Source organism: Phytopseudomonas seleniipraecipitans (assembly GCF_900102335.1).
GTDB lineage: Bacteria > Pseudomonadota > Gammaproteobacteria > Pseudomonadales > Pseudomonadaceae > Aquipseudomonas > Aquipseudomonas seleniipraecipitans.
This window is the reverse complement of sequence record NZ_FNBM01000004.1, coordinates 255,196-278,378: the sequence shown is the minus strand read 5'-3', so window position 1 is coordinate 278,378 and position 23,183 is coordinate 255,196. Positions and strand designations below refer to the sequence as shown.

Annotated in this window: 21 protein-coding genes and 2 tRNA genes; 18 read left to right on the top strand and 5 right to left on the bottom strand. The window is 62.0% G+C overall.

All coding sequences use genetic code 11. The features are described 5' to 3' along the window. Positions 1–35 precede the first annotated feature (35 nt). The gene (locus BLS60_RS11350) at positions 36–1,862 is read left to right on the top strand and encodes a glycosyl hydrolase family 28 protein (protein WP_092367985.1); all 1,827 of its coding nucleotides are present in this window, start codon (positions 36–38) and stop codon (positions 1,860–1,862) included. A gap of 24 nt (positions 1,863–1,886) precedes the next feature. Here BLS60_RS11350 and BLS60_RS11345 read toward each other — a convergent pair whose 3' ends face one another. Next, positions 1,887–2,228 (bottom strand): FKBP-type peptidyl-prolyl cis-trans isomerase, encoded by a 342-nt coding sequence (locus tag BLS60_RS11345; protein ID WP_092367982.1) that lies wholly within the window; start codon positions 2,226–2,228, stop codon positions 1,887–1,889. Positions 2,229–2,564: 336 nt separating this feature from the next. On the opposite strand from BLS60_RS11345, the gene BLS60_RS11340 reads away from it, so the two are divergent. From BLS60_RS11340 to BLS60_RS11310, 7 genes are all read left to right on the top strand, one after another. Continuing rightward, positions 2,565–3,143: a TetR/AcrR family transcriptional regulator gene (locus tag BLS60_RS11340; RefSeq protein ID WP_092367979.1), complete on the top strand. Its 579-nt coding sequence runs from the start codon at positions 2,565–2,567 to the stop codon at positions 3,141–3,143. A 54-nt stretch (positions 3,144–3,197) separates the two neighbouring features. After that, positions 3,198–4,301 (top strand): alkene reductase, encoded by a 1,104-nt coding sequence (locus BLS60_RS11335; protein WP_092367977.1) that lies wholly within the window; start codon positions 3,198–3,200, stop codon positions 4,299–4,301. Positions 4,302–4,406: 105 nt separating this feature from the next. Then, positions 4,407–5,150, top strand: a complete 744-nt coding sequence (locus BLS60_RS11330; RefSeq protein WP_092368229.1) for an SDR family oxidoreductase — start codon at positions 4,407–4,409, stop codon at positions 5,148–5,150. A gap of 98 nt (positions 5,151–5,248) precedes the next feature. Beyond that, positions 5,249–5,635, top strand: coding sequence for a nuclear transport factor 2 family protein (locus BLS60_RS11325; RefSeq protein ID WP_092367974.1), 387 nt, complete (start codon positions 5,249–5,251; stop codon positions 5,633–5,635). Between the two features lie 88 nt (positions 5,636–5,723). Beyond that, a complete protein-coding gene (locus BLS60_RS11320; protein WP_092367971.1) occupies positions 5,724–6,110 on the top strand; it encodes a nuclear transport factor 2 family protein in 387 nt (128 codons plus the stop codon). A 103-nt stretch (positions 6,111–6,213) separates the two neighbouring features. Beyond that, positions 6,214–6,873: an SDR family oxidoreductase gene (locus BLS60_RS11315; protein WP_092367968.1), complete on the top strand. Its 660-nt coding sequence runs from the start codon at positions 6,214–6,216 to the stop codon at positions 6,871–6,873. A gap of 258 nt (positions 6,874–7,131) precedes the next feature. After that, on the top strand, positions 7,132–7,569 hold the full coding sequence (locus BLS60_RS11310; RefSeq protein ID WP_092367965.1) for an SRPBCC family protein: 438 nt from the start codon (positions 7,132–7,134) through the stop codon (positions 7,567–7,569). Positions 7,570–7,762: 193 nt separating this feature from the next. On the opposite strand, the gene BLS60_RS11305 is transcribed toward BLS60_RS11310, so the two are convergent. Further along, positions 7,763–11,239: a hybrid sensor histidine kinase/response regulator gene (locus tag BLS60_RS11305; RefSeq protein WP_092367962.1), complete on the bottom strand. Its 3,477-nt coding sequence runs from the start codon at positions 11,237–11,239 to the stop codon at positions 7,763–7,765. A gap of 260 nt (positions 11,240–11,499) precedes the next feature. Between BLS60_RS11305 and BLS60_RS11300 the strand changes: the two genes are divergently transcribed. From BLS60_RS11300 to BLS60_RS11265, 8 genes are all read left to right on the top strand, one after another. Next, entirely contained in the window at positions 11,500–12,069 is a 570-nt protein-coding gene (locus BLS60_RS11300) for a GNAT family N-acetyltransferase (protein WP_070881786.1), read from the top strand. Between the two features lie 242 nt (positions 12,070–12,311). After that, entirely contained in the window at positions 12,312–13,025 is a 714-nt protein-coding gene (locus BLS60_RS11295) for an AzlC family ABC transporter permease (RefSeq protein WP_092367959.1), read from the top strand. After that, positions 13,025–13,354: an AzlD domain-containing protein gene (locus tag BLS60_RS11290; protein WP_092367955.1), complete on the top strand. Its 330-nt coding sequence runs from the start codon at positions 13,025–13,027 to the stop codon at positions 13,352–13,354. The genes BLS60_RS11295 and BLS60_RS11290 overlap by 1 nt, the downstream gene beginning before the upstream one ends. Before the next feature lie 130 nt (positions 13,355–13,484). Continuing rightward, complete coding sequence (locus BLS60_RS11285; RefSeq protein WP_092367952.1) at positions 13,485–14,102, top strand: glutathione S-transferase family protein; 618 nt, start codon at positions 13,485–13,487, stop codon at positions 14,100–14,102. A gap of 34 nt (positions 14,103–14,136) precedes the next feature. Beyond that, positions 14,137–16,203 (top strand): 2Fe-2S iron-sulfur cluster-binding protein, encoded by a 2,067-nt coding sequence (locus tag BLS60_RS11280; protein WP_092367949.1) that lies wholly within the window; start codon positions 14,137–14,139, stop codon positions 16,201–16,203. 46 nt (positions 16,204–16,249) lie between these two features. Then, positions 16,250–16,714, top strand: a complete 465-nt coding sequence (locus BLS60_RS11275; RefSeq protein ID WP_092367946.1) for a nuclear transport factor 2 family protein — start codon at positions 16,250–16,252, stop codon at positions 16,712–16,714. 449 nt (positions 16,715–17,163) lie between these two features. Further along, entirely contained in the window at positions 17,164–18,054 is an 891-nt protein-coding gene (locus BLS60_RS11270) for a LysR family transcriptional regulator (protein ID WP_092367943.1), read from the top strand. A 113-nt stretch (positions 18,055–18,167) separates the two neighbouring features. Continuing rightward, positions 18,168–20,042, top strand: coding sequence for an MFS transporter (locus BLS60_RS11265; RefSeq protein ID WP_092367940.1), 1,875 nt, complete (start codon positions 18,168–18,170; stop codon positions 20,040–20,042). Between the two features lie 101 nt (positions 20,043–20,143). Here the strand turns inward: BLS60_RS11265 and sugE are convergent, their stop codons facing one another. From sugE to rdgC, 3 genes are all read right to left on the bottom strand, one after another. After that, positions 20,144–20,461 (bottom strand): quaternary ammonium compound efflux SMR transporter SugE, encoded by a 318-nt coding sequence (gene sugE, locus BLS60_RS11260; RefSeq protein WP_092367937.1) that lies wholly within the window; start codon positions 20,459–20,461, stop codon positions 20,144–20,146. 115 nt (positions 20,462–20,576) lie between these two features. Then, positions 20,577–21,518 carry a bile acid:sodium symporter family protein gene (locus BLS60_RS11255; protein ID WP_092367934.1) on the bottom strand — a complete coding sequence of 314 codons (942 nt, stop codon included), beginning with the start codon at positions 21,516–21,518 and terminating at the stop codon, positions 20,577–20,579. A 195-nt stretch (positions 21,519–21,713) separates the two neighbouring features. Then, positions 21,714–22,634 (bottom strand): recombination-associated protein RdgC, encoded by a 921-nt coding sequence (rdgC, locus tag BLS60_RS11250; protein WP_092367931.1) that lies wholly within the window; start codon positions 22,632–22,634, stop codon positions 21,714–21,716. A gap of 317 nt (positions 22,635–22,951) precedes the next feature. On the opposite strand from rdgC, the gene BLS60_RS11245 reads away from it, so the two are divergent. Next, positions 22,952–23,027 (top strand) — tRNA-Val (locus BLS60_RS11245). 13 nt (positions 23,028–23,040) lie between these two features. Next, positions 23,041–23,117: transfer RNA gene (locus BLS60_RS11240), tRNA-Asp, on the top strand. The last annotated feature ends 66 nt before the right edge of the window (positions 23,118–23,183 follow it).

Here is a 23,183-nt window from a genome sequence, read left to right as displayed (position 1 = left end):
CTATTCAACAGATTGGCCATAACAAGGATAAGAATATGCCGCTCATCGAGCGCTTCACTGCGCCAGCAGCACCTCGCGTCTGGCAAGCAAAAAAGTATGTTGTCGTACCGCTTGCCTTGTTGTTCAGCGCTTCTGCGCTGGCACTGGATGCCCCGCAAAAGATTCAGGTCCCGACCCTGGCTTATGACGACAGCCAGATCATTCTGGTGTGGGAGAAGCCGGAAAACACCGCCGGCATCGTCGATTACCACGTGTACATGGACGGCAAGCGGCTCGGTGGCGCCAACGCCAACAACGATCGGTACTCGCCGGCCAAGCCGTATATCGACCAGTTCTACAAGGACGATACGGCAAACTTCCACCACCGTATTTCCCTTCACAACTACACCGTCGATGGCCTGAAGCCCGAGACCGAATACCGCTTCACCGTGCGTTCGGTGGACGCCAAAGGCAAGGAGTCCGCCGACAGCCCGGTGCTGGTGCAGCGAACCACGGCGGTGCCCGAGGTGTTCAACGTCGAGAAGCAGGGCGCCAAGGGCGACGGCAAGACGCTCAATACCGCTGCCATCCAGAAAGCCATCGACGCCTGTTCGCTGAACTGCACGGTGCTGATTCCCGCTGGCGTGTTCAAGACCGGCGCGCTGTACCTCAAGAGCAATATGACTCTGGAGGTCGCCGAGGGCGCGACGTTGCTCGGCTCGGAACGCGCTGAGGATTACCCGCTGGAGGGCTACATTCAGTACCCGTACTCAACCATGGTGCGCCCGGCGTCGCTGATCAACGCGCTGCCGCGTGACCCCCGCCAGCACCAGTCGTTCGAGAACATCCGCATCGTCGGCAAGGGCACCATCGACGGCAACGGCTGGAAGCGAAACGACGACAGCCAGGACCAACTGGGCAATCCGCTGCCGTTCTATCGGGCCAGCGACAACACCCGTTACATGGAAGACGGCATCCTCGCCAAGGATCAGGTCGAGAAGGCGGTGGCGCGCGGCATCATCGTCAAGGACGCGTACGGGCAGATGCGCTCGTCACTGATGACCCTGCGCAACGTCAAGAACGTGTTCTACGGAGGCTTCACCGTGCTTAACCCGGCGTACCACGGGATCATGAATCTGGAGACCGAGAATGTGGTGATGGCCAATACCGTGCACAAGACCTACGACGCGAATAACGGCGATGGCATCGAGTTTGCCAACAGTAAGGGCGCCATGGTTTTCAACAATTTCTTCGACACCGGCGACGACTGCGTCAACTTCGCCTCGGGCACGGGCGCCGATGCGACCAAGCAGCCGCCTCAGGAAGATGCCTGGATCTTCAATAACTACTTCCGCCGCGGCCACGGCATGGTGGTTGCCGGCAGCCACACTGGCGGCTGGATCCAGAACATTCTTGCCGAAGACAACGTGTCCGATGGCACCGACACCGGCCTGCGCATGAAAAGCACCAATTTCATGGGCGGCGGCGCGCGCAATGTCACCTTCCGCGACTCGGCGATCCGCAACACGGTCAAGCAGGGGGTGATCATGACCCTCGATTACCATGACCCCAACGCCATTCTCGACTACAAACGCTCGACCGTGCCGGGCCAGTTCCGCGACATTCGCGTGGCCAATGTGACGGTGGAAGATGCCGCCGGCGCGGCGATTCAGGTCAAGGGTGACAGCGCTCATGACGCCTACCACGAGAACATCGCCTTTGAGCAGGTGCGTTTCAAGGGTAAAGCCAAGGCGCAGATCGACGGGCTGCGCAACGCCAACTTCACCGATGTCAGCTTCGTCGGCAGCGACGGCAACCCCTGGGACATCAAGGGCAGCGAAGGCCTGAGTTTCGACCGTGTCGAGCCGCAGCCAAAGCAGTAGCGGTAAACAGCTGGCGCGGGTGGCTCAGTCGTCCCGCGTCAGCACTTCGAGCAGTTCAATGTCGAAATTCAGGTCCGAGTTGGGCGTAATGTGTGCGCCCATCTGGCGCTCGCCGTAGGCCAGGTGCGCGGGCACGAACAGGCGCCGCTTGCCGCCGACCTGCATGCCGATGATTCCCTGATCCCACCCCTTGATCACGCGACCGGTGCCGATCACACACTGGAACGGCTTGCCGCGCGAGTGGGACGAGTCGAACTCAGTGCCGTCTTGCAGCCAGCCGCGGTAGTGAGTGGTGATCAAGGCGCCCTTGACCGCGGCCTTGCCGTCACCCACGTGCAGATCTTCTATGCGCAGTTCATCACTCATGTTGCCGGTCCGGTCAGTTGTCGAGGGCCTGCGTTTTCGCAAGAAACGCTGCGCTTTGCAACCGCTGAACGCCTGTAAAGGCGTGTAGTCCGTTCACGACCGGGTGAGGCGTAATTCAACAGTGAGGCAATGGCAGCCATTGGCCGGAAACCGTCCGTGATACTTGGCCACGCGCGGCCGACGTCAGAGATCAGCATGCCTTATAGCAGCCGAAAGGCTTCCTGGCTCTTCGCCAAGGACAGATCACTGGGCTGGGGCGCATATTTTGCGCAGAACTAACCGGCGATTAGAGTCTCCATAGACGACTGGTCTAATTGTTGGTAGACTATTTTCACTATGAAGAAACCCGCTAACGAAATGCGCGAGCACATCCTTACTGTTGCCAGGGCGCTGATGACTCACAAGGGCTACACCGCAGTGGGCCTCAACGAGGTGTTGAGTACCGCAGGTGTGCCCAAGGGGTCGTTTTACTACTACTTCAAATCGAAGGAAGAATTCGGGCAGGCATTGCTTGACGAGTATTTCGATGAGTACCTGGCGCGTATAGCCCCGATTCTCAATCAACAGGCCAATGGAGCAGAGAGCCTTCTGGGTTACTTCCAGTACTGGATCGAAACCCAGCATGACGACTCGCTCTACAACAAATGCCTGGTGGTGAAACTGGGTGCGGAAGTTTGCGACCTCTCCGAGGTCATGCGTCAGGTGCTGGATAAAGGTACCGGCAGAATCGTCAAGCTGATTGCCGGGAGCATCGAGCGCGGTATCAGTGATGGCAGCGTCGTTACCACGGACAGCGTTGCGCTAGCCGAGGCCCTTTATCAGATGTGGCTCGGCGCCTCTCTGATGGCCAAAGTAAACCGCTCTACTCGGCCCTTCGAATCGGCACTGACCATGACGAAAAGCCTGCTCGGGTGAGCGGCTTTTTTTTACCTGAAAACTAGACGACTGGTCTACTAAATAGGATTTCACATGACTGACAATACCACTCGTACCGACCTGTTCGAGCCCACCCGCATGGGCGCCATCGAGCTCTCCAACCGCATCGTCATGGCCCCGATCACTCGCAGCCGCTATGCGGAAGACGGTATCCCCAACGAACTGCACGCCACCTACTACGCCCAACGCGCTTCGGCTGGCCTGATCATCGCGGAGGCCACGAACATTTCCGCGCAAGGGCGTGGCTATGCCGCTACGCCAGGAATCTGGAGCGAGGAGCAAACCGCTGGTTGGAAGAAAGTGACCGAAGCCGTGCATGCCGAAGGGGGCAAAATCGTGCTGCAACTCTGGCACGTCGGCCGCTTCTCCAGCGTCGCGCTACAGCCTGATGGTCAGGCACCCGTTGCACCCTCGGCGATCAAAGCCGAAGGCGATACCTACACCACCGAGGGGTTCGTGCCAGTGTCCATGCCCCGCGCGCTGGAAACCGGCGAGGTCCCCGGGATTATCGAGCAGTACCGCGTCGCAGCCAGCAACGCCAAGCGTGCCGGCTTCGACGGTGTGGAAGTTCATTCGGCCAACAGCTACCTGCTCGACCAGTTCCTGCGCGACTCAACCAACCAGCGCACCGACCAGTACGGTGGCTCTATCGAGAACCGGGCACGCCTGACCCTGGAGGTCACCCGCGCAGTGATCGAGATATGGGGCAGCGAACGTGTCGGCATCCGCCTTTCCCCCGTGACTCCCGACGCCGGTAATACACCGCCGGATAGCAACGTAATGGCCCTGTTCGGCTATCTGGTGCCTGAGCTCAATTCGCTCAACCTGGCCTACCTGCATTTCGTCGAAGGCGCAACGGCGACCAGTCGCGACGTGCCGGAAGGTGTCGATATGGATGCCTTGAGCGGTTTGTTCGCGGGCCCATACATCGGCAATAACAACTACGACCTGGACATGGCCATCGAACGTCGCGCCGAGAACAAGATCGACGCCGTCGCATTTGGCCGCCTGTTCATCGCCAACCCGGATCTGGTGCAGCGCCTGCGCACCGGTGCAGCTCTGACGATCGCACCACGCGAGAGCTACTACGGCGGTGGAGCCAAGGGCTACACCGACTGGCCGACGGGTAACTACTGAGAGCCGTCCGGCGCCACGCAGCCGGAGCCATCCATGGCGAGTGCCCAGGCATTCGCCACCACTCACGCGCTCGCTGCTGCGGGCGCAGGTATGAAGGGTCGATACATGAATTATCTGGATCAGAAAGTCATCGTCATTACCGGCGCGTCTTCCGGTCTCGGCGCCGCTGCTGCACGTGCGTTGGCCGCTCACAACGTGCGCATCGTCGCCGCGGCGATCGACGAGCCAGCTCTCGATGCGTTCGTCGCGGAGCTACGCGCCAGCGGCGTTGAGGCGGTCGGCAAGGTAACTGACGTGACCAACCTCGACGACGCCCATGCCCTGGCGCAATTCGCCAAGGACACCTACGGCTCCATCGACATTCTGATCAACAACGCGGGCCTGATGCTGTTCTCCAACTGGACCGACCTCGCCGTCAACGACTGGAACAAGATGATCGATGTCAACATCAAGGGCTATCTCAACATGATCGCTGCGGTACTGCCGCAGATGCTGGCGCAGAAGTCGGGCCACGTACTCAACATGGCCTCAGTCGCGGGTCATCAGGTCGCTGACGCTGCCGGGGTGTACAGCGCCAGCAAGTTCTTCGTGCAGGCGATGACCGAGTCGATGCGCAAGGAATTGGGCGTCAAGCATGGCATTCGTGTGGGCACTATCAGCCCAGGCGTGATCGACACCGGCTGGGCAGACAAGGTTGAAGATCCCGCGGGGCGCAAGGCCGCCAAGGAACTCAACAAGATCGCCATCTCCCCCGACGACATCGGCAAAGCAGTGGTTTACGCACTCAACCAGCCGGCCAACGTAACCGTGAACGACTTGATTATCTCGCCAACCCGACAGGACTGGTGAGGGCCCAAGAGCTATCGCGCGGGAACCCACAGGGCTGATCTTCTTACCCGAAGACGCTTGCGGGCTTATTCATTAATTTCCAAAGAAAGGATCACATCATGAGCAAACCAATCTACGTACATGAATACCAGGCCATCGTCGAAGTACTGAACCAGTACAACGAAGGCGGTAAGCACGCCAAGAGCAGCATCATGAAACCGGCCTTCAATGAGCAGGCAACCATCTTCGGCGTCGATGCCGACGGCAAGTTGGCCGGCGGCCCGATTCAGAGTCTGTTCGATACGATCGACAACCCGCCTTTCCGGCCCTCCCCTGAGGCTCAGGGCGTAATCGTCACTATCGATATCGTCGGCACTGCCGCTAGTGCGCGTATCGATACCAACGATATCTCGGGCTTCTGCTTCACCGACTTTTTCAACCTGTTGAAAGTCGAGGGCAAGTGGATGGTAGTCAGCAAGATCTACCACACCCACGTCGCCCCGTAATTCGCAGTCCGTGTAACTACGCCCGGTACACCGCGATGCAGAACGTCCAGCGACGATTGGCACGCTCTCTTTGACCTGGAGAAACGCTATGAGCAAGAACACCAAGGCAGTTGCCACCAGTGAATACGATGCGGTGATCGCAGTGGCTCAGAAGTACGTCGATGGCCTGCGGGTCGGTAGCGCTGCAAACGTGGCAGAGGCCTTCCACAAGGATGCGGTGATGTACGGCTTCACCAACGGTGAACTCATGGGTGGCCCGATTGCCAACTTATTCGACTTCATCGAAAAGAACGGCAAAGCCCCTGGCATCAGAACCCGCCTGGATGTGCTGGCGATCACCCCGACCACCGCCGTCGTGCGCGTCGATATGGAGAAAGACGCCATCGGTGCTGACTACAACGATTACCTGACGCTGATCCGCATCGACGGTGCGTGGAAGGTCATCGCCAAGGTCTATCACCAGTTCGAAGGCTGATTTCTCTGACCAGACGCAGGCCCCGGCAGAGCGGGTCGAACTGCCGAGCCGAGGCCTTCACGACGGTGTATCGCTCGACCCCACCCCATGAAAGGAGACGAAGATGAGCCAGGTATTCATAGTCGGCGGCGCCGGCAAGATTGGCCGCCGACTGTCCCAGCAACTGAGCAGGAATGGTCATCAGGCGCTGGCCTTGTACCGCAACCCGGAACAGACCGAGGAGTTGAAGTCGCTCGGGGCGATCCCAGTGCAGGGCAGCCTGCTGGAGCTGGATGTGGATGCACTCGCAGCGCTGATGGCCGGCAGCGATGTTGTGGTGTTCAGCGCAGGCGCGGGCGGCAAGGGCGGCCCACAGATGACCAACGCCATCGACGGCCAGGGCCTGGAACTGGCTGTCGCGGCAGCGCGAAAGGCGGCGGTTGCGCGTTTCCTGCTGGTTTCCGCATTCCCCGAAGCCTCTCGCGGCAAGCAAGTATCCGAGACCTTCGAGAACTACATGGCGGTCAAAAAGCGGGCCGACGTGCATCTGGCCGAAAGCGATCTGGACTGGATCATCCTCCGCCCTGGCACCCTGCTCGACACTGTGGGTACTGGCAAGGTACGCGCCGGTCTGGCGATCCCCTATGGCGAGGTGTCACGCGACGACGTGGCTGCCACGCTGCTGGAGATCATCCTCCGCCCGAACGTAAGCCGAGTGATCATCGAACTGACTCAGGGAGACACGCCGATCGGTGAATCCGTTCAACAGCTGGCCCGATCATAAGCGGCCAAGCCCCAGCGGTTTTGCGGTTAGCGGCTCGTGCCAGGGTCTCGCTATCTGTGCCAGTTGCAGCGGCTGATGGGGAATGCCCTGCCTCTGGCAGCGGCTACTTACTCAGAGACCGCTCAGCTCGGCGATAGACATACGACGCCGCACGATGTGACACAGCCCGACGTATAGGCCGTATCCGCAGAACGCGGCGCGGCCTTCATCAATGCCATTCCCAACAGCCATGCAGGCCAAAGCCTGCAGGAGTCCCCAATGCCTTCAGTTCACTACAACGCCCTGATCGACAGTGGCGCCAACCAGGTGTGGAAGTTACTCAAGCAATTCGGTGGCATTAGCCAATGGCACCCGGCTATTTCCGAGAGTTTGATCGAGGACAGCAAGCCAGGCGGTCTCGTTGGCTGCATTCGCCGTCTTACCCTGGAAAACGGCGCCATCCTGCGCGAGCGATTGCTGGCGATGGATGACAGCCAATTAAGCTTTTCCTACCGTTTCGAGGAAGCACCGATGCCGGTGGAAGACTACGTGATGACGGTGAAGCTGGTCCCTATCTGCGGGCTGGACCAGACCCTGATCCAGTGGTCAGCGCGCTTCGATAACCGCGAACTTGATCCCGAGGGCAAGCAGCTCGATATCATTCGTGAGCTGATCATTGGCGGGCACGATAGTCTGCGGGACTATATATGCCATTGATCCCAGTAAAACCACTCGAGAGCGAACGTGGTACTCAGGTACGGACTGACCTACCGTTCAGTCAATTGCGCCTTAACCACCCCGGCATCTGTTCGACATGGAGGCGTTGACAGATAACTGCTTCAAACATTTTCAATGTTCAGTGCAGATGCTTGGAAACAGCGTCATCCACCCTATGAGGGCCAGTCCCGCCTTACACCAGCGGCAGGTGCCGGCTGATCAGCGCGCGCAAGGCGGCCGGCTTCACCGGTTTGGGCAGGAAATCCAGGCCGGCGGCATGCACCTGGGCGATCAGCTCGGGGCGGCCGTCGGCGCTGATCACCACGCCGGGCACCGGCTCACCCAGGCGCGTGCGCAGCCAGGCCATCAGCTCGGTGCCGGTGTCGCCTTCGTCGAGGTGATAGTCGACCAGCGCCAGGTGCGGGCGCACCTCGCCGTCGAGCAATGCTTCGCATTCGGCGCGGTTACGCGCCGACCACACTTGGCAGCCCCAGCGCGAGAGCAGGCTGTGCATGCCGGTGAGGATGCTTTCTTCGTTATCGATGCACAGCACCTGGGTGCCAGTCAGCAATTGGCCACTGCCCTCCAGGCGTGGGCGCTGCACGACCGGTGTCTGGCTGCGGGCAATCGGCACGGTGACGCTGAACACGCTGCCTTTTCCCGGCCAGGAGCGCACCTCCAAGCTGTGACCGAGCACCCGGCACAAGCCGTCGGCGATGGCCAGGCCGAGGCCCAGGCCCTTTTCGGCGCGGGTCTGGTGACTGTCCAGGCGTTTGAATTCCTCGAAGATGGTCTGGCGCTTGTCCTCGGGAATCCCCGGGCCGCGATCCCAGACTTCCAGGCGCAGGTGCCCGCCCTGGCGGCGTACGCCCAGCAGCACGCGGCCCTTGGCGTAACGGAAGGCATTGGTGAGGAAGTTCTGCAGCACGCGGCGCAGCAGCTTGCTGTCGCTGTCGACGCGCAGCGTGCTGCCCTGCATATGGAAGTCGAGGCCATGCTCTGCCGCCAGCACCTTGAACTCGGCGCCCAGTGTGTCGAACAGGCTGTTGAGGGCGAAGGCGTTGCGGTCCGGAGTGATGCGGCCATTTTCCAGGCGCGAAATGTCCAGCAGGTCGCTGATCAGGTCTTCCGCGGAGCGTAATGAGCTGTCCAGGTGGCGGACCAGTTCCTGGGCCTCGCGCGGCAATGCTTCTTCCTGGTGGGAGAGGGCGGCAGAGAACAGCCGCGCGGCGTTCAGCGGCTGCATCAGGTCATGGCTGACTGCGGCGAGAAAGCGCGTCTTCGAGGCGTTGGCCGCTTCGGCAACCCCGGTGGCCGCGGTCAGCGCCTTGTTCAGCTGCGAGAGCTCAAAGGTCCGCTCGGCAACCCGCTGCTCCAGGCCTTCGTTGGCGGCCTTAAGGGCGCGTTCGGCCTCGCGGAATTCGGTGATGTCGGTGAAACTCATGACGAAACCACCGCCCGGCATCGGGTTGCCGATCAGTTCGATGACCCGGCCATTGGGAAACACCCGCTCGTAGCTGTGCGCGGTACCCTGGCGCATCCAGTACAGGCGTTTGGTGACGCTCTCTTCGACATCGCTGCTGCCGAGCATGCCGCGTTCGGCATTGAAACGGATGATCTCGGCAATCGGCCGACCCACACAGATCAGCCCCTCCGGATAGTCGAAGATTTCCAGATAGCGGTGGTTCCAGGCCACCAGGCGCAGCGACTGGTCGACCACACTGATGCCCTGACTGATGTTCTCGATGGCGCCCTGCAGCAGGGCGCGGTTGAACTGCAGCACCTCGCTGGCTTCGTCGACGATGCGCACCACATCCTCGACCTGCATGTCGCGGCCTTCAATGGCCGCCTTGACCACTGCGCGCGTCGACGAGGCGCCGAGTACGCCGGCCAACAGGCGCTCGGTGTGGGCGATCCATTCGCTGTTGGCCGGCTGCGCCGAGTTGAACACTTTGCCCTGGCGGGCAGCGAAGCGGCTAAAGCTGTGCTGAGCGCGCTCCTCGCCGACGAAGCGACCGGCCAACAACAGCAGGTCGTTAACTTGCACCGCCAGTGAGGTGCGCCCGCCGGCCTTGTTGCCGAAGTCGTGGTTGACGAAGCGCCCGGCCTGCCAGTGCTCGGACACTCGAGTGCGCGAGAAGGATGACACCCAGGCAAACAGCGTCAGGTTGCCGGCTAGCGACAGCACCACGCCGCGGGTCAGGGCGTCTACTTCGAAACCAATCGGCGCATACAGCAGAGTGCGCAGGCCAGGGAATATATCCAGCGGCCAGCCCAGGCCGCGGGCCAGCACCGGCAGTACCAGCGTGTAGACCCACAGCGCGGCGCCGGTGATCAGCCCGGCGAACACACCGCGGCGGTTGGCCTGCTTCCATACCAGGGCGCCAAACATGGCGGGCGCCAGTTGGCCGATGGCGGCGAAGGAGATCTGCCCGATGGTCGCCAGGCTGGCGTTGGTGCCGAGCAGGCGGTAGCACACGTAGGCCAGCAGCAGGATCAGCACGATGCTGACCCGGCGCGCGGTGAGCATCCAGTGGCGGAATGCCTCGAACGGCCGCTCGGTGCTTTTGCGGTGCAGCAGCCAGGGCAGCAGCATGTCGTTGGAAATCATCGTCGACAGCGCCACCGAGGCGACGATCACCATGCCGGTGGCGGCCGAGGCGCCGCCGATGAAGGCCAGCAGGGCCAGGGCAGGATGGGCTTCGGCAAGGGGCAGGCTGATCACGAATGAATCCGGGCTGACGCCGCCTGGCAGCAGCATCTGCCCGGCCAGGGCGATGGGAATCACGAACAGCGCGGCAAGCAGCAGGTACAGCGGAAATACCCAGCGTGCCAGGCGCAGGTCGCGCGGTTCGGTGTTCTCCACCACGGTGACGTGGAACTGGCGAGGCAGGCAGATGATGGCGATCATCGCCATGCCGGTCTGCACCAGCATGGCCGGCCAGTTCACCGCCACCGCCCAGTATTCCTCCAGTTCGGTGTTGCGCTGCGCCTGGCTGAGCAGGTCGCCGAAGCCGTTGTACAGGCCGTAGGTGACGAAGGCGCCCACCGCAAAGAACGCCAGCAACTTGACCAGTGATTCGAACGCGATCGCCAGTACCATGCCGCGGTGGTGTTCGGTGACGTCGAGGTTGCGAGTGCCGAACAGAATGGTGAACAGCGCCAGGATAAGCGACACCACCAGGGCGGTGTCCTGGGCGCGGGTGCCGTCGGGATCGGTCTCCGAGCCGATCAGCAGATTCACGCCGAGCACGATACCCTTGAGCTGCAGGGCGATGTAGGGCAGCACGCCGACCAGGCAGATGAGCGCGACGACGATCGCCAGCGATTGGGATTTGCCGTAGCGTGCTGCAATGAAGTCGGCAATCGAGGTGATGTTTTCCTGCTTGCTGATCAGCACCATCTTCTCGATCACCCAAGGGGCGAAGAGCAGAAGCAGCATCGGCCCGAGGTAGATCGGCAGAAATGACCACAGCTGCTCGGCGGCCTGGCCGACCGCACCGAAGAAAGTCCAACTGGTGCAATACACCGCCAGCGACAGGCTGTAGACCCAGGCGCGCACGCGCGGCGGCAGCGGCTTGCGCCGACGGTCGCCGTAGAAGGCGATGGCGAACAGAACGGTCATGTAGAGCAGGGCGACCGCCGCGATTAGCCAGCTGGACAGCGACATGCAGACTCCGGAGAAAACTTAGGGGGCTTGCTTGGGTCGTATCTTGGCACGCTCTCGTGCACCTGAGCGTGCGGATATCGAGGGCAGCGAAGACACCCCAGTAGTGTCGCAGCAAAGCGCCGCAACGTCAGGCGCGACCAAGGTCGCACATGCATGACGGGCGCCGCTGCGGCACGCTGTTGCAACCTGGTTCATGGCAGACAGGCCCCGCATTCGGTGCGAGACTGACGGGCCTTCGCCGCTGTTCGTGGAGAGAATCAATGTTCAAGCCGCAGTTGATCACGCTGCAACGTGGCGCCCTGCGCATCGAGCCGCTGCTCGATGGCGACATCCCGGCCCTGGTGACCCTGGCCGAAGCCAACCGCCAGGAGTTGAGCTACATGAGCGGCACCCAGCGCCTGGACTGGTATCGCCAGGCCCTGCACGAGCAGCGCGAGGATCGGGCGCTACCGTTCGTGATCCGTCTGGGCGAGCAATTGGTCGGCACCACGCGCTTCGCCGATTTCATGCCGACCCTGCCGGCCGTGGAGATTGGTTGGACCTGGCTCGACGCCGGCCAGCACGGCACCGGCCTCAACAGCATGATCAAGTACCTGATGCTGCGCCACGCCTTCGAAAGCTGGCAGATGGTGCGTGTGCAGCTGAAAACCGCCGGCAGCAACCTGCGCTCGCAGCGCGCCATCGAGAAGCTCGGCGCGATCCGCGAAGGGCTGCTGCGCAACCACCGTCGCCTGGCCGACGGGCGCCTCGATGACACGGTAATCTACAGCATCACCGATCAGGAGTGGCCGGTGGTCAAGGCCGGGCTGGAGGCACGCTTCGGCGTTTGAGCACACCGATTGGGATCGCGAACAGGCCAGTTACTGCGCCAGGCTACGGTGTGCGATCGCCTCGCTTGCGTATGATTGTTCAAGACGCCGCCAACTTGACCGCTTAACCTTGTGCGCTGCTGGGTAGCTCCATTGGACTGCGCGTCCATGCGAGTGCAGGCGGTGCGATTTGGGTTTTGCCGTTGTGACTGCGCAGTCTTCGCGATTCGCCCCGAGGTCGGGGCTTCTACAGGGTTTTTGGTATGTCCCGTCAACACGAATTCTTCCAGGGCCTGCGCGACATGCTGCCCATGCTGCTCGGCGCCATGCCGTTCGGCATCATCTACGGCAGCCTGGCCGGTGCCGCCGGGCTCGATGCCTGGCAGACCGTCGGCATGTCGGTGCTGGTGTTCGCCGGCTCCGCGCAATTCATTGCCATCAGCCTGCTCGGTGGCGGCGCCACGCTGGCGGTGTTATGGCTGACCACCCTGGTGGTGAACCTGCGCCACGCCTTGTACAGCGCCACGCTACAGCCTTTCGTTCGTCATCTGCCCAAGCGCTGGCGCGTGCCGCTGGCCTTCTGGCTCACCGATGAAGCCTTTGCGGTGGTGCAGCAGCGCTACGCGCAAAGTGATGACTCACCCAACAAACACTGGTACTTCCTGGGTGCCGGCCTGGCCATGTACGGCAACTGGGTAAGCTGCACGCTGATCGGCCTTGTATTTGGCCAGGCGGTGCCGAACCTCGCCGCCTGGGGCCTGGATTTCGCCATGATTGCCACGTTCGTCGGCATTGTCGTGCCGATGCTGCGCAATCGCCCGCAGATTGCGGCGGCGCTGGTGGCGGCCGTGACCGCCCTGATCTTTCATGACTTGCCATACAAACTCGGGCTGATGGCTGCCGCCTTTGCAGGCATCGTTGTCGGCGTAGCGCTGGAGCGGTATCAGCGGTCGCCGCTGCAGCAGGAGCTTTGTTGATGGAAAACTGGATCCTGATCTTCGGCATGCTGGCGATCACCTTCGCCACGCGCTACAGCCTATTCGCCTTTCCCAATCTGCGCTTTCCCCAGGCAGTACGTCAGGCCCTGCATTACGTACCAACGGCGGTGCTCACTGCCATCGTGGTGCCCGCCATGCTGCTTCCGGACGGCAAGAACTGGGCGCTGAGTTGGGACAACGCCCACCTACTGGCCGGCTTGGCGACAATCGCCATTGCGGTGGTTACTCGGCATCTGCTGGCGACCATCGGCGGTGGCCTAGTGATCTTCTTCCTGCTGCGCTGGGCGCTGGGGCAGTTGCCGATCTAAGGTCGAGATTGTTCCACTTACCGCAATAAAGTAGTGCCAATAACGCGTATTCCTCAACTCGGCAACCTGTCGCAAGCTGGCCTCACGAATCGGGAACTCTCCCGGTCCACCGTCAGCCAGGAGCCGACCCATGAAAATCCATCACTTCCCACTCTCAGGGCATGCCCATCGCGCTGTTCTGTTCGCCTCGCTGCTTGGCCTCAAGCCCGAACTGGTAGAGGTCGACCTCGCTGCGGGTGAACACAAGCAGCCTGAGTTTCTGGCGCTCAACCCGTTCGGTCAGGTGCCGGTGCTGGAAGACGACGGCGTCGTCATCGCAGACGCCAACGCCATCCTTGTCTACCTCGCCAAGAAAACCGGGCGCACTGACTGGCTGCCGGAAGACCCCGCTGGCGCAGCCGCTGTGCAGCGCTGGTTGTCCGTGGCCGCAGGCGAGCTGGCTTACGGGCCGTGTGCGGCACGCCTGATCACGGTATTCGGCTACGACCTCAACGCTGAAGAGGTGATTGCTCGCGCCCACGTGCTGCTCGCTCGCCTGGAGCGTCACCTAAGCGGTCGCCAGTGGCTGGCAGCCGACCACCCGACCATCGCCGATGTGGCGCTGTACAGCTACCTGGCCCGGGCGCCGGAAGGCAATGTCGACCTGTCGTCCTACGCACAGGTCCGGGCGTTTCTGGCGCGCATCGAGGCGCTGCCGGGCTTCGTCGCCATCCCCGAGACCGCTGCCGGGCTGACCGCCAACGCCTGATCCGCCACGCCGCCGCCACTGAGGAGATCCGCACATGGCCGACCACCCGAACACGCCTGCTATCTGGCACCAGGGCGAAACCTTCATCCAGGAAAAACTTGGCGTCGCCGAGCGGATGAATGCGGTCGGCAAGCGCGCGGTACGTAGCTTCATGCCCGATCAGCATCGCGATTTCTATGCCCAGCTACCGTTTATCGTGCTGGGCAGCGTGGATGCCCAAGACGATGCCTGGGCCAGCCTGCTCGAAGGGCAAGTTGGCTTCATCGCCTCGCCGACGGCCGCCACGCTGGACATCGCTGCCCGCCCGCACCCCGATGATCCCATCGCGCAAGGAATGGGCGATGGCGCTGCGCTTGGCCTGCTGGGCATCGAACTGCATACCCGTCGGCGCAACCGTATCAATGGCTTGGTGACTGCCGGTGCGCAGGGCCTGCGGGTCGCGGTCAAAGAGAGCTTCGGCAACTGCCCGCGCTATATCCAGCAGCGCGACTTCACCTTTTCCCGTGATCCGGCGGCCCCGTTCGGCAGCGAGGTGAAAGAGCTCCCGGTGTTGGATGCAGCAGCGCGGGCGTTGATCGGAGGAGCAGATACGTTCTTCGTCGCGACCTATGCCGATGTCGAAGGGCATCGCCAGGTCGACGTCTCGCACCGTGGTGGTAACACCGGCTTTGTACGGGTCGAGGCCGACGGCACGCTGACCATCCCGGATTTCAACGGCAACCTGTTCTTTTCCACCCTTGGCAACATACTGCTCAACGGCAAGGCCGGCCTGCTGTTCGTGGATTTCGCCACGGGCGATGTGCTGCAGATGAGCGGTGATGCCGAGGTTATATTCGAATCACCAGAAATCGCTGCCTTCCAAGGCGCCGAGCGGCTGTGGACGTTCCGGGCGCGGCGTATCGTGCGCCGCCCAGGTGCGGTGGCCTTGCGCTGGACGTTGCGCAGCGACGGTTGGGCGGACAGCTCGCTGCTCACCGGTAACTGGCTGCAGGCTGCTGACCGGTTACGCGCCGCCCGATACGCCACGCAATGGCGGCCGATGAAGGTCGCGCGCATCGTTCAGGAAAGTCAGTCGATCCGCTCGCTGCACCTTGAACCTGTCGATGGCGATGGGCTGCTGCCGCACCTAGCCGGCCAGCACCTGCCGATTCGGCTGAGGCTTGGCGCCGATGAAAAGCCGCTGATTCGCACCTACACCTTGTCGGTCGCGCCGTCCGATGGCGTCTACCGGATCAGCGTCAAACGTGAAGGGCGAGCCTCGCAATTTATCCATGACAGGCTGCGCGAGGGCGACCTGATCGAAGCCCGAGCGCCAGCCGGTGCGTTCACGCTCGATGCGCAGGAGGAGCGTCCATTGGTGCTGCTGGCCGGTGGTATCGGCATCACGCCGATGCTGGCGATGCTGCGGCATGTGGTTTACGAGGGCTGGCGCCAGCAGCGGATCAGGCCGGTCACCCTGTTCTACGCGGCGCGCTCGAAAGCCGAGCGCGCCTTCGACCGTGAGCTGGCCGATCTGGTCGCCGCAGCCCAGGGGGCGGTGAAACTGGTGCGCGTTCTCAGCGACACCCGTGGTGCCGAGCCGGGCGTCGATTACGACACGGCAGGGCGTATTGATATGGCGCTGCTGACCCGCTATCTGGCATTCGGTGATTACGCGTTCTACCTGTGCGGGCCGCCGGCTTTCACCCAAGGGCTGTATGACGGGCTACGCGGTTACAACATCGCCGACAAACGTATTTATGCCGAGGGATTCGGCCCTGCGTCGCTGGTGCGCAGTAGCGATCAACCAACGACGGTTGCCGTGACACTGCCGCCCGCCACCGAGCCGGTACCGGTGCTGTTTACCGAGTCGCTGAAGGAAGGGCGCTGGACACCGGGTTCCGGCACCTTGCTGGAGCTGGCCGAGGCCCGCGGCCTGGAGCCGGAATTCAACTGCCGCGAAGGCTCGTGCGGTACCTGCAAAACCCGCCTGCTGAAAGGTGCGGTGAGTTATCTGAAACAACCTGCCGCCAAGCTAGGCGACAACGAAGTGCTGATCTGCTGTGCAGTACCGGCGCAGCCGCAAGGCGCCGATGACGACCGCCTTGAACTGGCGCTCTGACATTCACCCATAACCTGTGTTCTTAACGTAAATGAAGGGTTCTGCCATGTCCCGTCCACCGCTACCTCCGTTCAATGAACAATCCGCCATCGAAAAAGTACGCTTGGCCGAAGACGGCTGGAACAGCCGCGACGCCGTCAAAGTGGCGCTGGCGTATACCGTCGATACCCGCTGGCGCAACCGAGTCGAGTTTGTCAGCAGCCGTGCCGAGGCCGAAGCCTTCCTGACCCGCAAATGGAACCGCGAGCTCGACTACCGGCTGATCAAGGAACTGTGGGCCTTCACTGGCAACCGCATCGCCGTGCGCTACGCCTACGAGTACCGTGACGACAGCGGCCAGTGGTTTCGCGCCTATGGCAACGAGAACTGGGAGTTTGCCGAAGACGGCCTGATGCGCGCTCGCCACGCCAGCATCAACGAACAGCCGATCAGCGAAGCCGAGCGCAAGTTTCACTGGCCGCTAGGGCGCCGGCCCGATGATCATCCGGGGCTCAGTGACTTCGGTTTCTGAGTAGCGGGGCGCCATCGTCCGAGGGTCTCGGGTTGCTTGAGGATTTGGAGGCAGAAGCAGATAGCTGCATTCTCCCTGCGGGAGCCGGCCGTGCCCGCGATTTTTTCGCGCATGGCGCGCTCCCACAAAAAGCGCGTCGATGACAGCTATCGCAATACCTCGCAAGGAGCAGGCTGTAGGGTGGATGACGCTTCACCTACGCGGCCCGACCCATCCACCGCTCTGCAATCGCAATGGTGGACAAAAAGAGCGTTGTCCACCCTACGGTGGGAGCAGATGGTGTCGCCACGTTCCTGTCACTGGTATCGATTTCGCGAACCAGTCTTGAATGATCGAGAGCAGGTTCTGAATACGCAGTCGCATCGCCTTTCGGCAGCCATCGGATACGGCATACTCCCTTCGCTGCGTCACTAGCGCAGCCAACGCTTAAGCAGAGGAGCGACAAGCGGATGGATCGTTGGCAGGCGATGCGGGTATTTGTGAAGGTTGCGGAAACCGGCAGCTTCACCAGCACGGCGCGGCAGATGCACATGAGTGCGCCGGCGGTGACGCGCATCGTTGCCGGCCTCGAGGATCTGATCGGCGCGCGGCTGCTGGTGCGCACCACACGCTCGGTGAAAACCACCGATGCGGGTAGCCGCTACCTGCAGGACTGTCGGCGGATTCTCGGCGATATCGCCGAAGCGGAAATGGCCGCCGCCGGTCACTACGCTGAGCCGTCCGGCACGCTGGCCATCACCGCGGCTTCGATGTTCGGCCACCTGCACGTGCTGCCGCTGGTGCTTGATTACCTAGATGCCTACCCGGGCATGCATGCGCGCACCTTTTTCGTCGACCGCCCGGTGAACATCGTCGATGAGGGCATCGACGTGGCGATTCGTATCGGCCACCTGGCGGACTCGGGCTTCACTGCCATTCAGGTCGGCGCGGTGCGTCGGGTGATCTGCGCAGCGCCGTCCTATCTGCAGAAATACGGCGTGCCATCTACCCCTGCCGGTTTGAAAAACCACCGCATCGTCGTATCGCAAAGCGCCTGGGCCTCACCAGAGTGGCGCTTTGCAGAAGGGCAGCGGGTGCTTGTCGATCCCGTCCTGCAATGTAATACCAACGAGTCGGCGATCGCTACTGCCCGAGCCGGTTGGGGGCTGACCCGCGTTCTGCATTATCAGGTCGGCCCGGCCCTGCAGGAGGGCGCGCTGCAGATCGTGCTCGGCCCCTTCGAGGAGCCGCCGTTGCCGATTCACGTGCTTTATCCAGAGGGGCGCCAGGCGCCTGCCAAGGTGCGCGCTTTCGTCGATCTGGCCGTGGCGCGGTTGCGCGGCAATCCGCTGTTCAATTGATGGCATCGCACCGCTGAGCAATGGCGTGTCGCACCAACATTAATGCTCTCGGATGTAGCTTTGCCCGAGCAGTTGCAGTCCAATGCTCAGCGTATCCAATAGGGAAGGTATCGATGAGCCAGCAATCGCAATTCGCCCTGTTGAAGAGCCGGCGCTTCCTGCCGTTCTTCATCACCCAGTTGCTGGGCGCGTTCAACGACAATATCTTCAAGCAGTCGCTGATCCTCGCCATCCTCTTCAAACTCAGCCTCGACACCGACCGCAGCCTGCTGGTCAACGTCGCGGCCATGCTGTTCATCCTGCCGTTCTTCCTGTTTTCCGCGCTGGGCGGCCAGTTCGGTGAGAAATTCGCCAAGGACTGGTTGATCCGCCGGCTCAAGTTCTTCGAGATTTTCATCATGCTGGTCGGTGCTGCCGGTGTGCTGCTCGGCAACCTGCCGCTGATGCTCGCGGTGTTGTTCGTCATGGGCATGCAGTCCGCGCTGTTCGGCCCGGTGAAGTATTCGATTCTGCCCCAGGCGCTGAAACCCGAGGAATTGGTGGGCGGGAACGCATTGATCGAGATGGGCACTTTTCTGGCCATTCTGGCCGGCACGATCGGCGCCGGGATTATGCTGACCAGCGCGAATTACAGCGTGATCGTCGCTGCCTCGGTGGTGCTGTTTGCGACGCTGGGGTACCTCGCCAGTCGCGCCATCCCGCGTGCCGATGCGGCGTTGCCAAGCTTGCAGCTGGATTGGAACATCCTTCGCCAGACCTGGTTCACGTTGCGCATGGGGCTCACGCGACCAAAAGTGGTGTCGCGCTCCATGCTTGGCAACTCATGGTTCTGGTTTCTCGGCGCGGTGTACCTGACGCAGATTCCAGCCTATTCCAAGGAGTGGCTGCACGGTGATGAAAGCGTGGTCACGTTGATTCTCACCGTATTCTCGGTGGGCATTGCGCTCGGCTCGATGCTGTGTGAGCGGATGAGCGGGCGCAAGGTGGAGATTGGCCTGGTGCCGTTCGGCTCCATTGGCTTGTCGGTGTTCGGCATTCTCTTGTGGTGGGGCTCGGGTGGCGTGCCGCAGGCGGCGCAACCACACGATTGGCTGGCATTACTCGGCTACGGGCATACCTGGTGGGTGCTGGGCTCGATTCTCGGTATCGGCGTGTTCGGCGGTTTTTACATCGTGCCGCTGTATGCGCTGATCCAGTCACGCACCGCCGAGAACGAACGCGCTCGGGTGATCGCCGCCAACAACATCCTCAACGCACTGCTCATGGTGGTGTCGGCGCTGGTGTCGATCCTCCTTCTCAGCGTGGCAGGTCTGTCGATCCCGGAGCTGTTCCTGGTGATTTCCCTGATGAACGTGGCGGTCAACAGCTACATCTTCAAGATCGTTCCCGAGTTCACCATGCGCTTCCTTATCTGGCTGCTTGGCCACTCGATGTACAGGGTGTCGCACAAGGGCCTGGAGGCGATCCCGGACGAAGGGGCGGCGGTGCTGGTGTGCAACCACGTGTCGTTCGTCGACGCGCTGCTGATTGGTGGCGCGGTACGCCGGCCGATCCGTTTCGTCATGTACTACAAGATTTACAACCTGCCGGTGCTCAACTTCATCTTCCGCACCGCCGGCACCGTGCCGATTGCCGGGCGCAGCGAGGACCTGCTGGTGTTCGACGCGGCGTTCAAGCGCATCGGCGAATACCTGCGCAACGGCGAAGTGGTATGCATCTTTCCGGAAGGCAAACTGACCGCCGACGGCGAGATCGACGAGTTCAAGGCGGGCGTCGAGCGTATTCTGCAGGACAACCCGGTGCCGGTGATTCCCATGGCGCTGGGCGGGTTGTGGGGCAGCTTCTTCAGCCGTGATCCGCAGAAGCGCCTGTTCCGGCGTTTCTGGTCGCGGGTGGAGTTGGTCGCAGGAACTCCCATCGAGGCCACCGCGGCTACGCGGCAGGTATTGCAGGCCGAGGTGGCTGCGTTGCGTGGTGACAGGCGCTGAGCTGTTCCGGTACGTTCCCGAGCGTCGCTGCGCTCGACCCAGAGGCGCGGCTAGGCCGCTTGCTCAAAGACAGAGCCCGCCAATCGGCGGGCTCTGTCTTTTCAGGCGTGACTCACTTTGAGACCGATCAGGCCGCAGATGATCAGCGCCACACTGAGCAGGCGCAGCAGCGCCATCGATTCGCCGAACAGGATGATGCCGGCGATGACCGTGCCCACGGCGCCGATGCCGGTCCAGATGGCATAGGCGGTGCCTAGCGGCAGCTCTTTCATGGCCAGGCCAAGCAGGCCAAGGCTGACTAGCATCGCGGTGACGGTCAGCACGGTAGGCAGAGGGCGGGTGAAACCTTCGGTGTATTTGAGACCGACAGCCCAGCCGACCTCGAACAGGCCGGCGAAGAACAGGATGATCCAGGACACTTTGACCTCCACGTGGCAATGGGGTCGTCCCCGACAATTCAGCACGTGGGCCCAGGGTCGTCCCTGGCGTGCTCCAATAGTGTGCACGAAACCTGCGCCGGGGATAAAGCCTTGGTCAGTCGGTGTGCTTGTCGTCTTTCATGCGTCGATACAGCGTGGCCAGTAACGGCCCCGAGAGATTGTGCCAGACGCTGAACAAGGCGCTGGGCACCGCCGCCAGTGGCGAGAAATGCGCACTGGCCAGCGCCGCGCCCAGGCCCGAGTTCTGCATGCCCACCTCGATGGACAGCGTTTTGCGCTGCGCCAGTGGCATGCCGCAGAGTCGCCCGGCCAGATAGCCGATGCCCAGTCCGAGGCTGTTGTGAAGGATCACCACCGCCATGATCAACAAACCGGATTCGGCGATCTTCGCCTGGCTGGCCGCGACCACGGCGGCGACGATGGCGACGATCGATACGACCGACACCAGGGGCAGTACGTCGACTGCCAGTTTGACCCGTTCGCCCAGTAAGCGCTGAGCAACCAGGCCGAGGATGATGGGCAGCAAGACCATCTGCAGAATCGAACTGAACATTGCCCAGAACGACACCGGCAACCACTCGGAGGCCAGCAGCCAGATCAGCGCGGGCGTCACGATTGGTGCCAGCAAGGTGGTCACCGCAGTGATGCCGACCGACAACGCCAGATCACCTTTGGCGAACCAAGTGATGACGTTCGACGCAGTACCGCCAGGGCAGCAACCGACCAGAATCACCCCCACTGCGATTTCTGCCGGCAAGCCCAGCACCTTGCAGAGCAGCCAGGCCAGCAGCGGCATGATGATGAACTGCGCCAGCACGCCGATCAGCACCCGAACCGGATGCCTGGCCACTTCGCGGAAGTCCTCGGCCTTGAGCGTCAAGCCCATGCCGAACATGATCAGGCCCAGCAGCGGCACGATCCACGCGGTCAGCGGCAGAAAGGCACTCGGGATCAGAAAGGCCAGAACAGCGAACAGCAGTACCCACAGGGCGAAGGTGTTGCCGACGAAGCGGCTCAGAGCGATCAAGGCAGGCATGGCGGTGATTCTCGTAATGAGGTGTCGCTAGGCTCGAAGCCGGGAGAGCTACGAAGCCGGTTATTGTTGGATTTCAACGAAAGCTTATAGCTGCAGGGGGCGCAGGACGCCCGGCAGATGCTTTTTTGCATGCTGCGGGTGAGCGCGGCGCGGTGGACGGTTAAGGCGCCGTCCACCGCGCGGGCTTGTGCGAATTCAGAGACCTTGCGGGGTGTCTTCGCCGCCGAGGGCTTCGAACAAGGCCGGCAGGAACTCGATCAGGGTCAGCATCATCAGCGTGAAGCTGGCGTCCTGCTGGCCCAGGTCATCATCGCCGCCATCCTGTTCGGCCTGCTCTTGCAGCAGGTCTTCAAACTTCAGGCGCTTGACCACCAGCTTGTCGTCGAGCACGAAAGACAGCTTGTCCTGCCAGGCCAGGGACAGCTGGGTGACCTGCTTGCCCGAGGTCATGTGCAACTGCACTTCTTCACCGGTCAGATCCTGGCGCTTGCAGCGCACGATGCCGCCATCCTCGTGGGTGTCGCGCAGTTCGCATTCATCCAGCACGTGGAAGTCGTCGGCGGCCTTCTGGGCCTTGACCCAGTCGGTCATGGTCGCGCTTGGGGCAATTTTCACGGTCAGTGGGCGAACCGGCAGCGAGCCAATCGCTTCACGCAGGGTAGAAAGCAGGTCTTCGGCGCGCTTCGGGCTGGAGGCGTTGACGATGATCAGACCTTGCGCTGGCGCGATGGCGGCAAAGGTCGCCGACTTGCGGATGAAGGCGCGCGGCAGGAAGGCCTGGACGATCTCGTCCTTGATCTGGTCGCGCTCCTTCTTGTAGACCTTGCGCATCTGCTCGTTTTCGATTTCGTCGACCTTCTCCTTGACGGCGTCCTTGACCACGCTGCCCGGCAGGATGCGTTCTTCCTTGCGCGCCGATATCAGCAGGAATCCCTGGCTTACATGCACCAGCGGGGCATCTTCGCCCTTGCCGAATGGAGCAACGAAACCATAGGTGGCCAGTTCCTGGCTCGCGCAGGGACGAGCAGGCTTGGCGGCCAAGGCTTTTTCGAGTGCTTCGGTGTCGAAGGGAACGTCTTGGGTGAGGCGATAGACCAGCAGGTTGCGAAACCACATGGGCGGGGTGTCTCCAGTTTGCGGGCGCGCGTGAGGCGCGAAAAATCGTGTGTTCGGGCGCAGAGCGTCTGCAGGGTTTGCAGGGCGTGGGCAGTCTGGCGGCAAGGGTGAAGACGCCGCGCGATGATCAGACCAGCGCGAGGGCGCATTATTCCTTTCGGCGAGCCATTAGGCCAACCCTGTATCGAGGCGTGGGCAGTTTCCGTGCTGAAACGCTGATGAATCCTAAGCCTTTGGAACGACAATAAATTTTTTTCGCAAAGGGGGTTGCCAAGGTGCAGGGCGCTCTCTAGAATGCGCCCCACTTCGAGAGTGAAGGGTGATTAGCTCAGCTGGGAGAGCATCTGCCTTACAAGCAGAGGGTCGGCGGTTCGATCCCGTCATCACCCACCAACTCGTAGTATGCGCAGCGGTAGTTCAGTCGGTTAGAATACCGGCCTGTCACGCCGGGGGTCGCGGGTTCGAGTCCCGTCCGCTGCGCCATATATCGCTTCCAGGGCCCACTGAACACCCGGAAGCAACGCAAAAAAGCGCCCTAGGGCGCTTTTT

Excerpts from the sequence above, each read along its gene's own strand:
- BLS60_RS11315 (WP_092367968.1), top strand. The coding sequence starts at position 6,214 with ATGAGCCAGGTATTCATAGTCGGCGGCGCCGGCAAGATTGGCCGCCGA.
- BLS60_RS11265 (WP_092367940.1), top strand. The coding sequence starts at position 18,168 with ATGAGCCAGCAATCGCAATTCGCCCTGTTGAAGAGCCGGCGCTTCCTG.
- BLS60_RS11270 (WP_092367943.1), top strand. The coding sequence starts at position 17,164 with ATGGATCGTTGGCAGGCGATGCGGGTATTTGTGAAGGTTGCGGAAACC.
- BLS60_RS11285 (WP_092367952.1), top strand. The coding sequence starts at position 13,485 with ATGAAAATCCATCACTTCCCACTCTCAGGGCATGCCCATCGCGCTGTT.
- BLS60_RS11310 (WP_092367965.1), top strand. The coding sequence starts at position 7,132 with ATGCCTTCAGTTCACTACAACGCCCTGATCGACAGTGGCGCCAACCAG.
- BLS60_RS11335 (WP_092367977.1), top strand. The coding sequence starts at position 3,198 with ATGACTGACAATACCACTCGTACCGACCTGTTCGAGCCCACCCGCATG.
- BLS60_RS11280 (WP_092367949.1), top strand. The coding sequence starts at position 14,137 with ATGGCCGACCACCCGAACACGCCTGCTATCTGGCACCAGGGCGAAACC.
- BLS60_RS11325 (WP_092367974.1), top strand. The coding sequence starts at position 5,249 with ATGAGCAAACCAATCTACGTACATGAATACCAGGCCATCGTCGAAGTA.
- BLS60_RS11320 (WP_092367971.1), top strand. The coding sequence starts at position 5,724 with ATGAGCAAGAACACCAAGGCAGTTGCCACCAGTGAATACGATGCGGTG.
- rdgC (WP_092367931.1), bottom strand. The coding sequence starts at position 22,634 with ATGTGGTTTCGCAACCTGCTGGTCTATCGCCTCACCCAAGACGTTCCC.
- BLS60_RS11350 (WP_092367985.1), top strand. The coding sequence starts at position 36 with ATGCCGCTCATCGAGCGCTTCACTGCGCCAGCAGCACCTCGCGTCTGG.
- BLS60_RS11295 (WP_092367959.1), top strand. The coding sequence starts at position 12,312 with ATGTCCCGTCAACACGAATTCTTCCAGGGCCTGCGCGACATGCTGCCC.
- BLS60_RS11290 (WP_092367955.1), top strand. The coding sequence starts at position 13,025 with ATGGAAAACTGGATCCTGATCTTCGGCATGCTGGCGATCACCTTCGCC.
- BLS60_RS11330 (WP_092368229.1), top strand. The coding sequence starts at position 4,407 with ATGAATTATCTGGATCAGAAAGTCATCGTCATTACCGGCGCGTCTTCC.
- BLS60_RS11340 (WP_092367979.1), top strand. The coding sequence starts at position 2,565 with ATGAAGAAACCCGCTAACGAAATGCGCGAGCACATCCTTACTGTTGCC.
- BLS60_RS11255 (WP_092367934.1), bottom strand. The coding sequence starts at position 21,518 with ATGCCTGCCTTGATCGCTCTGAGCCGCTTCGTCGGCAACACCTTCGCC.
- BLS60_RS11275 (WP_092367946.1), top strand. The coding sequence starts at position 16,250 with ATGTCCCGTCCACCGCTACCTCCGTTCAATGAACAATCCGCCATCGAA.
- BLS60_RS11300 (WP_070881786.1), top strand. The coding sequence starts at position 11,500 with ATGTTCAAGCCGCAGTTGATCACGCTGCAACGTGGCGCCCTGCGCATC.
- BLS60_RS11305 (WP_092367962.1), bottom strand. The coding sequence starts at position 11,239 with ATGTCGCTGTCCAGCTGGCTAATCGCGGCGGTCGCCCTGCTCTACATG.
- BLS60_RS11345 (WP_092367982.1), bottom strand. The coding sequence starts at position 2,228 with ATGAGTGATGAACTGCGCATAGAAGATCTGCACGTGGGTGACGGCAAG.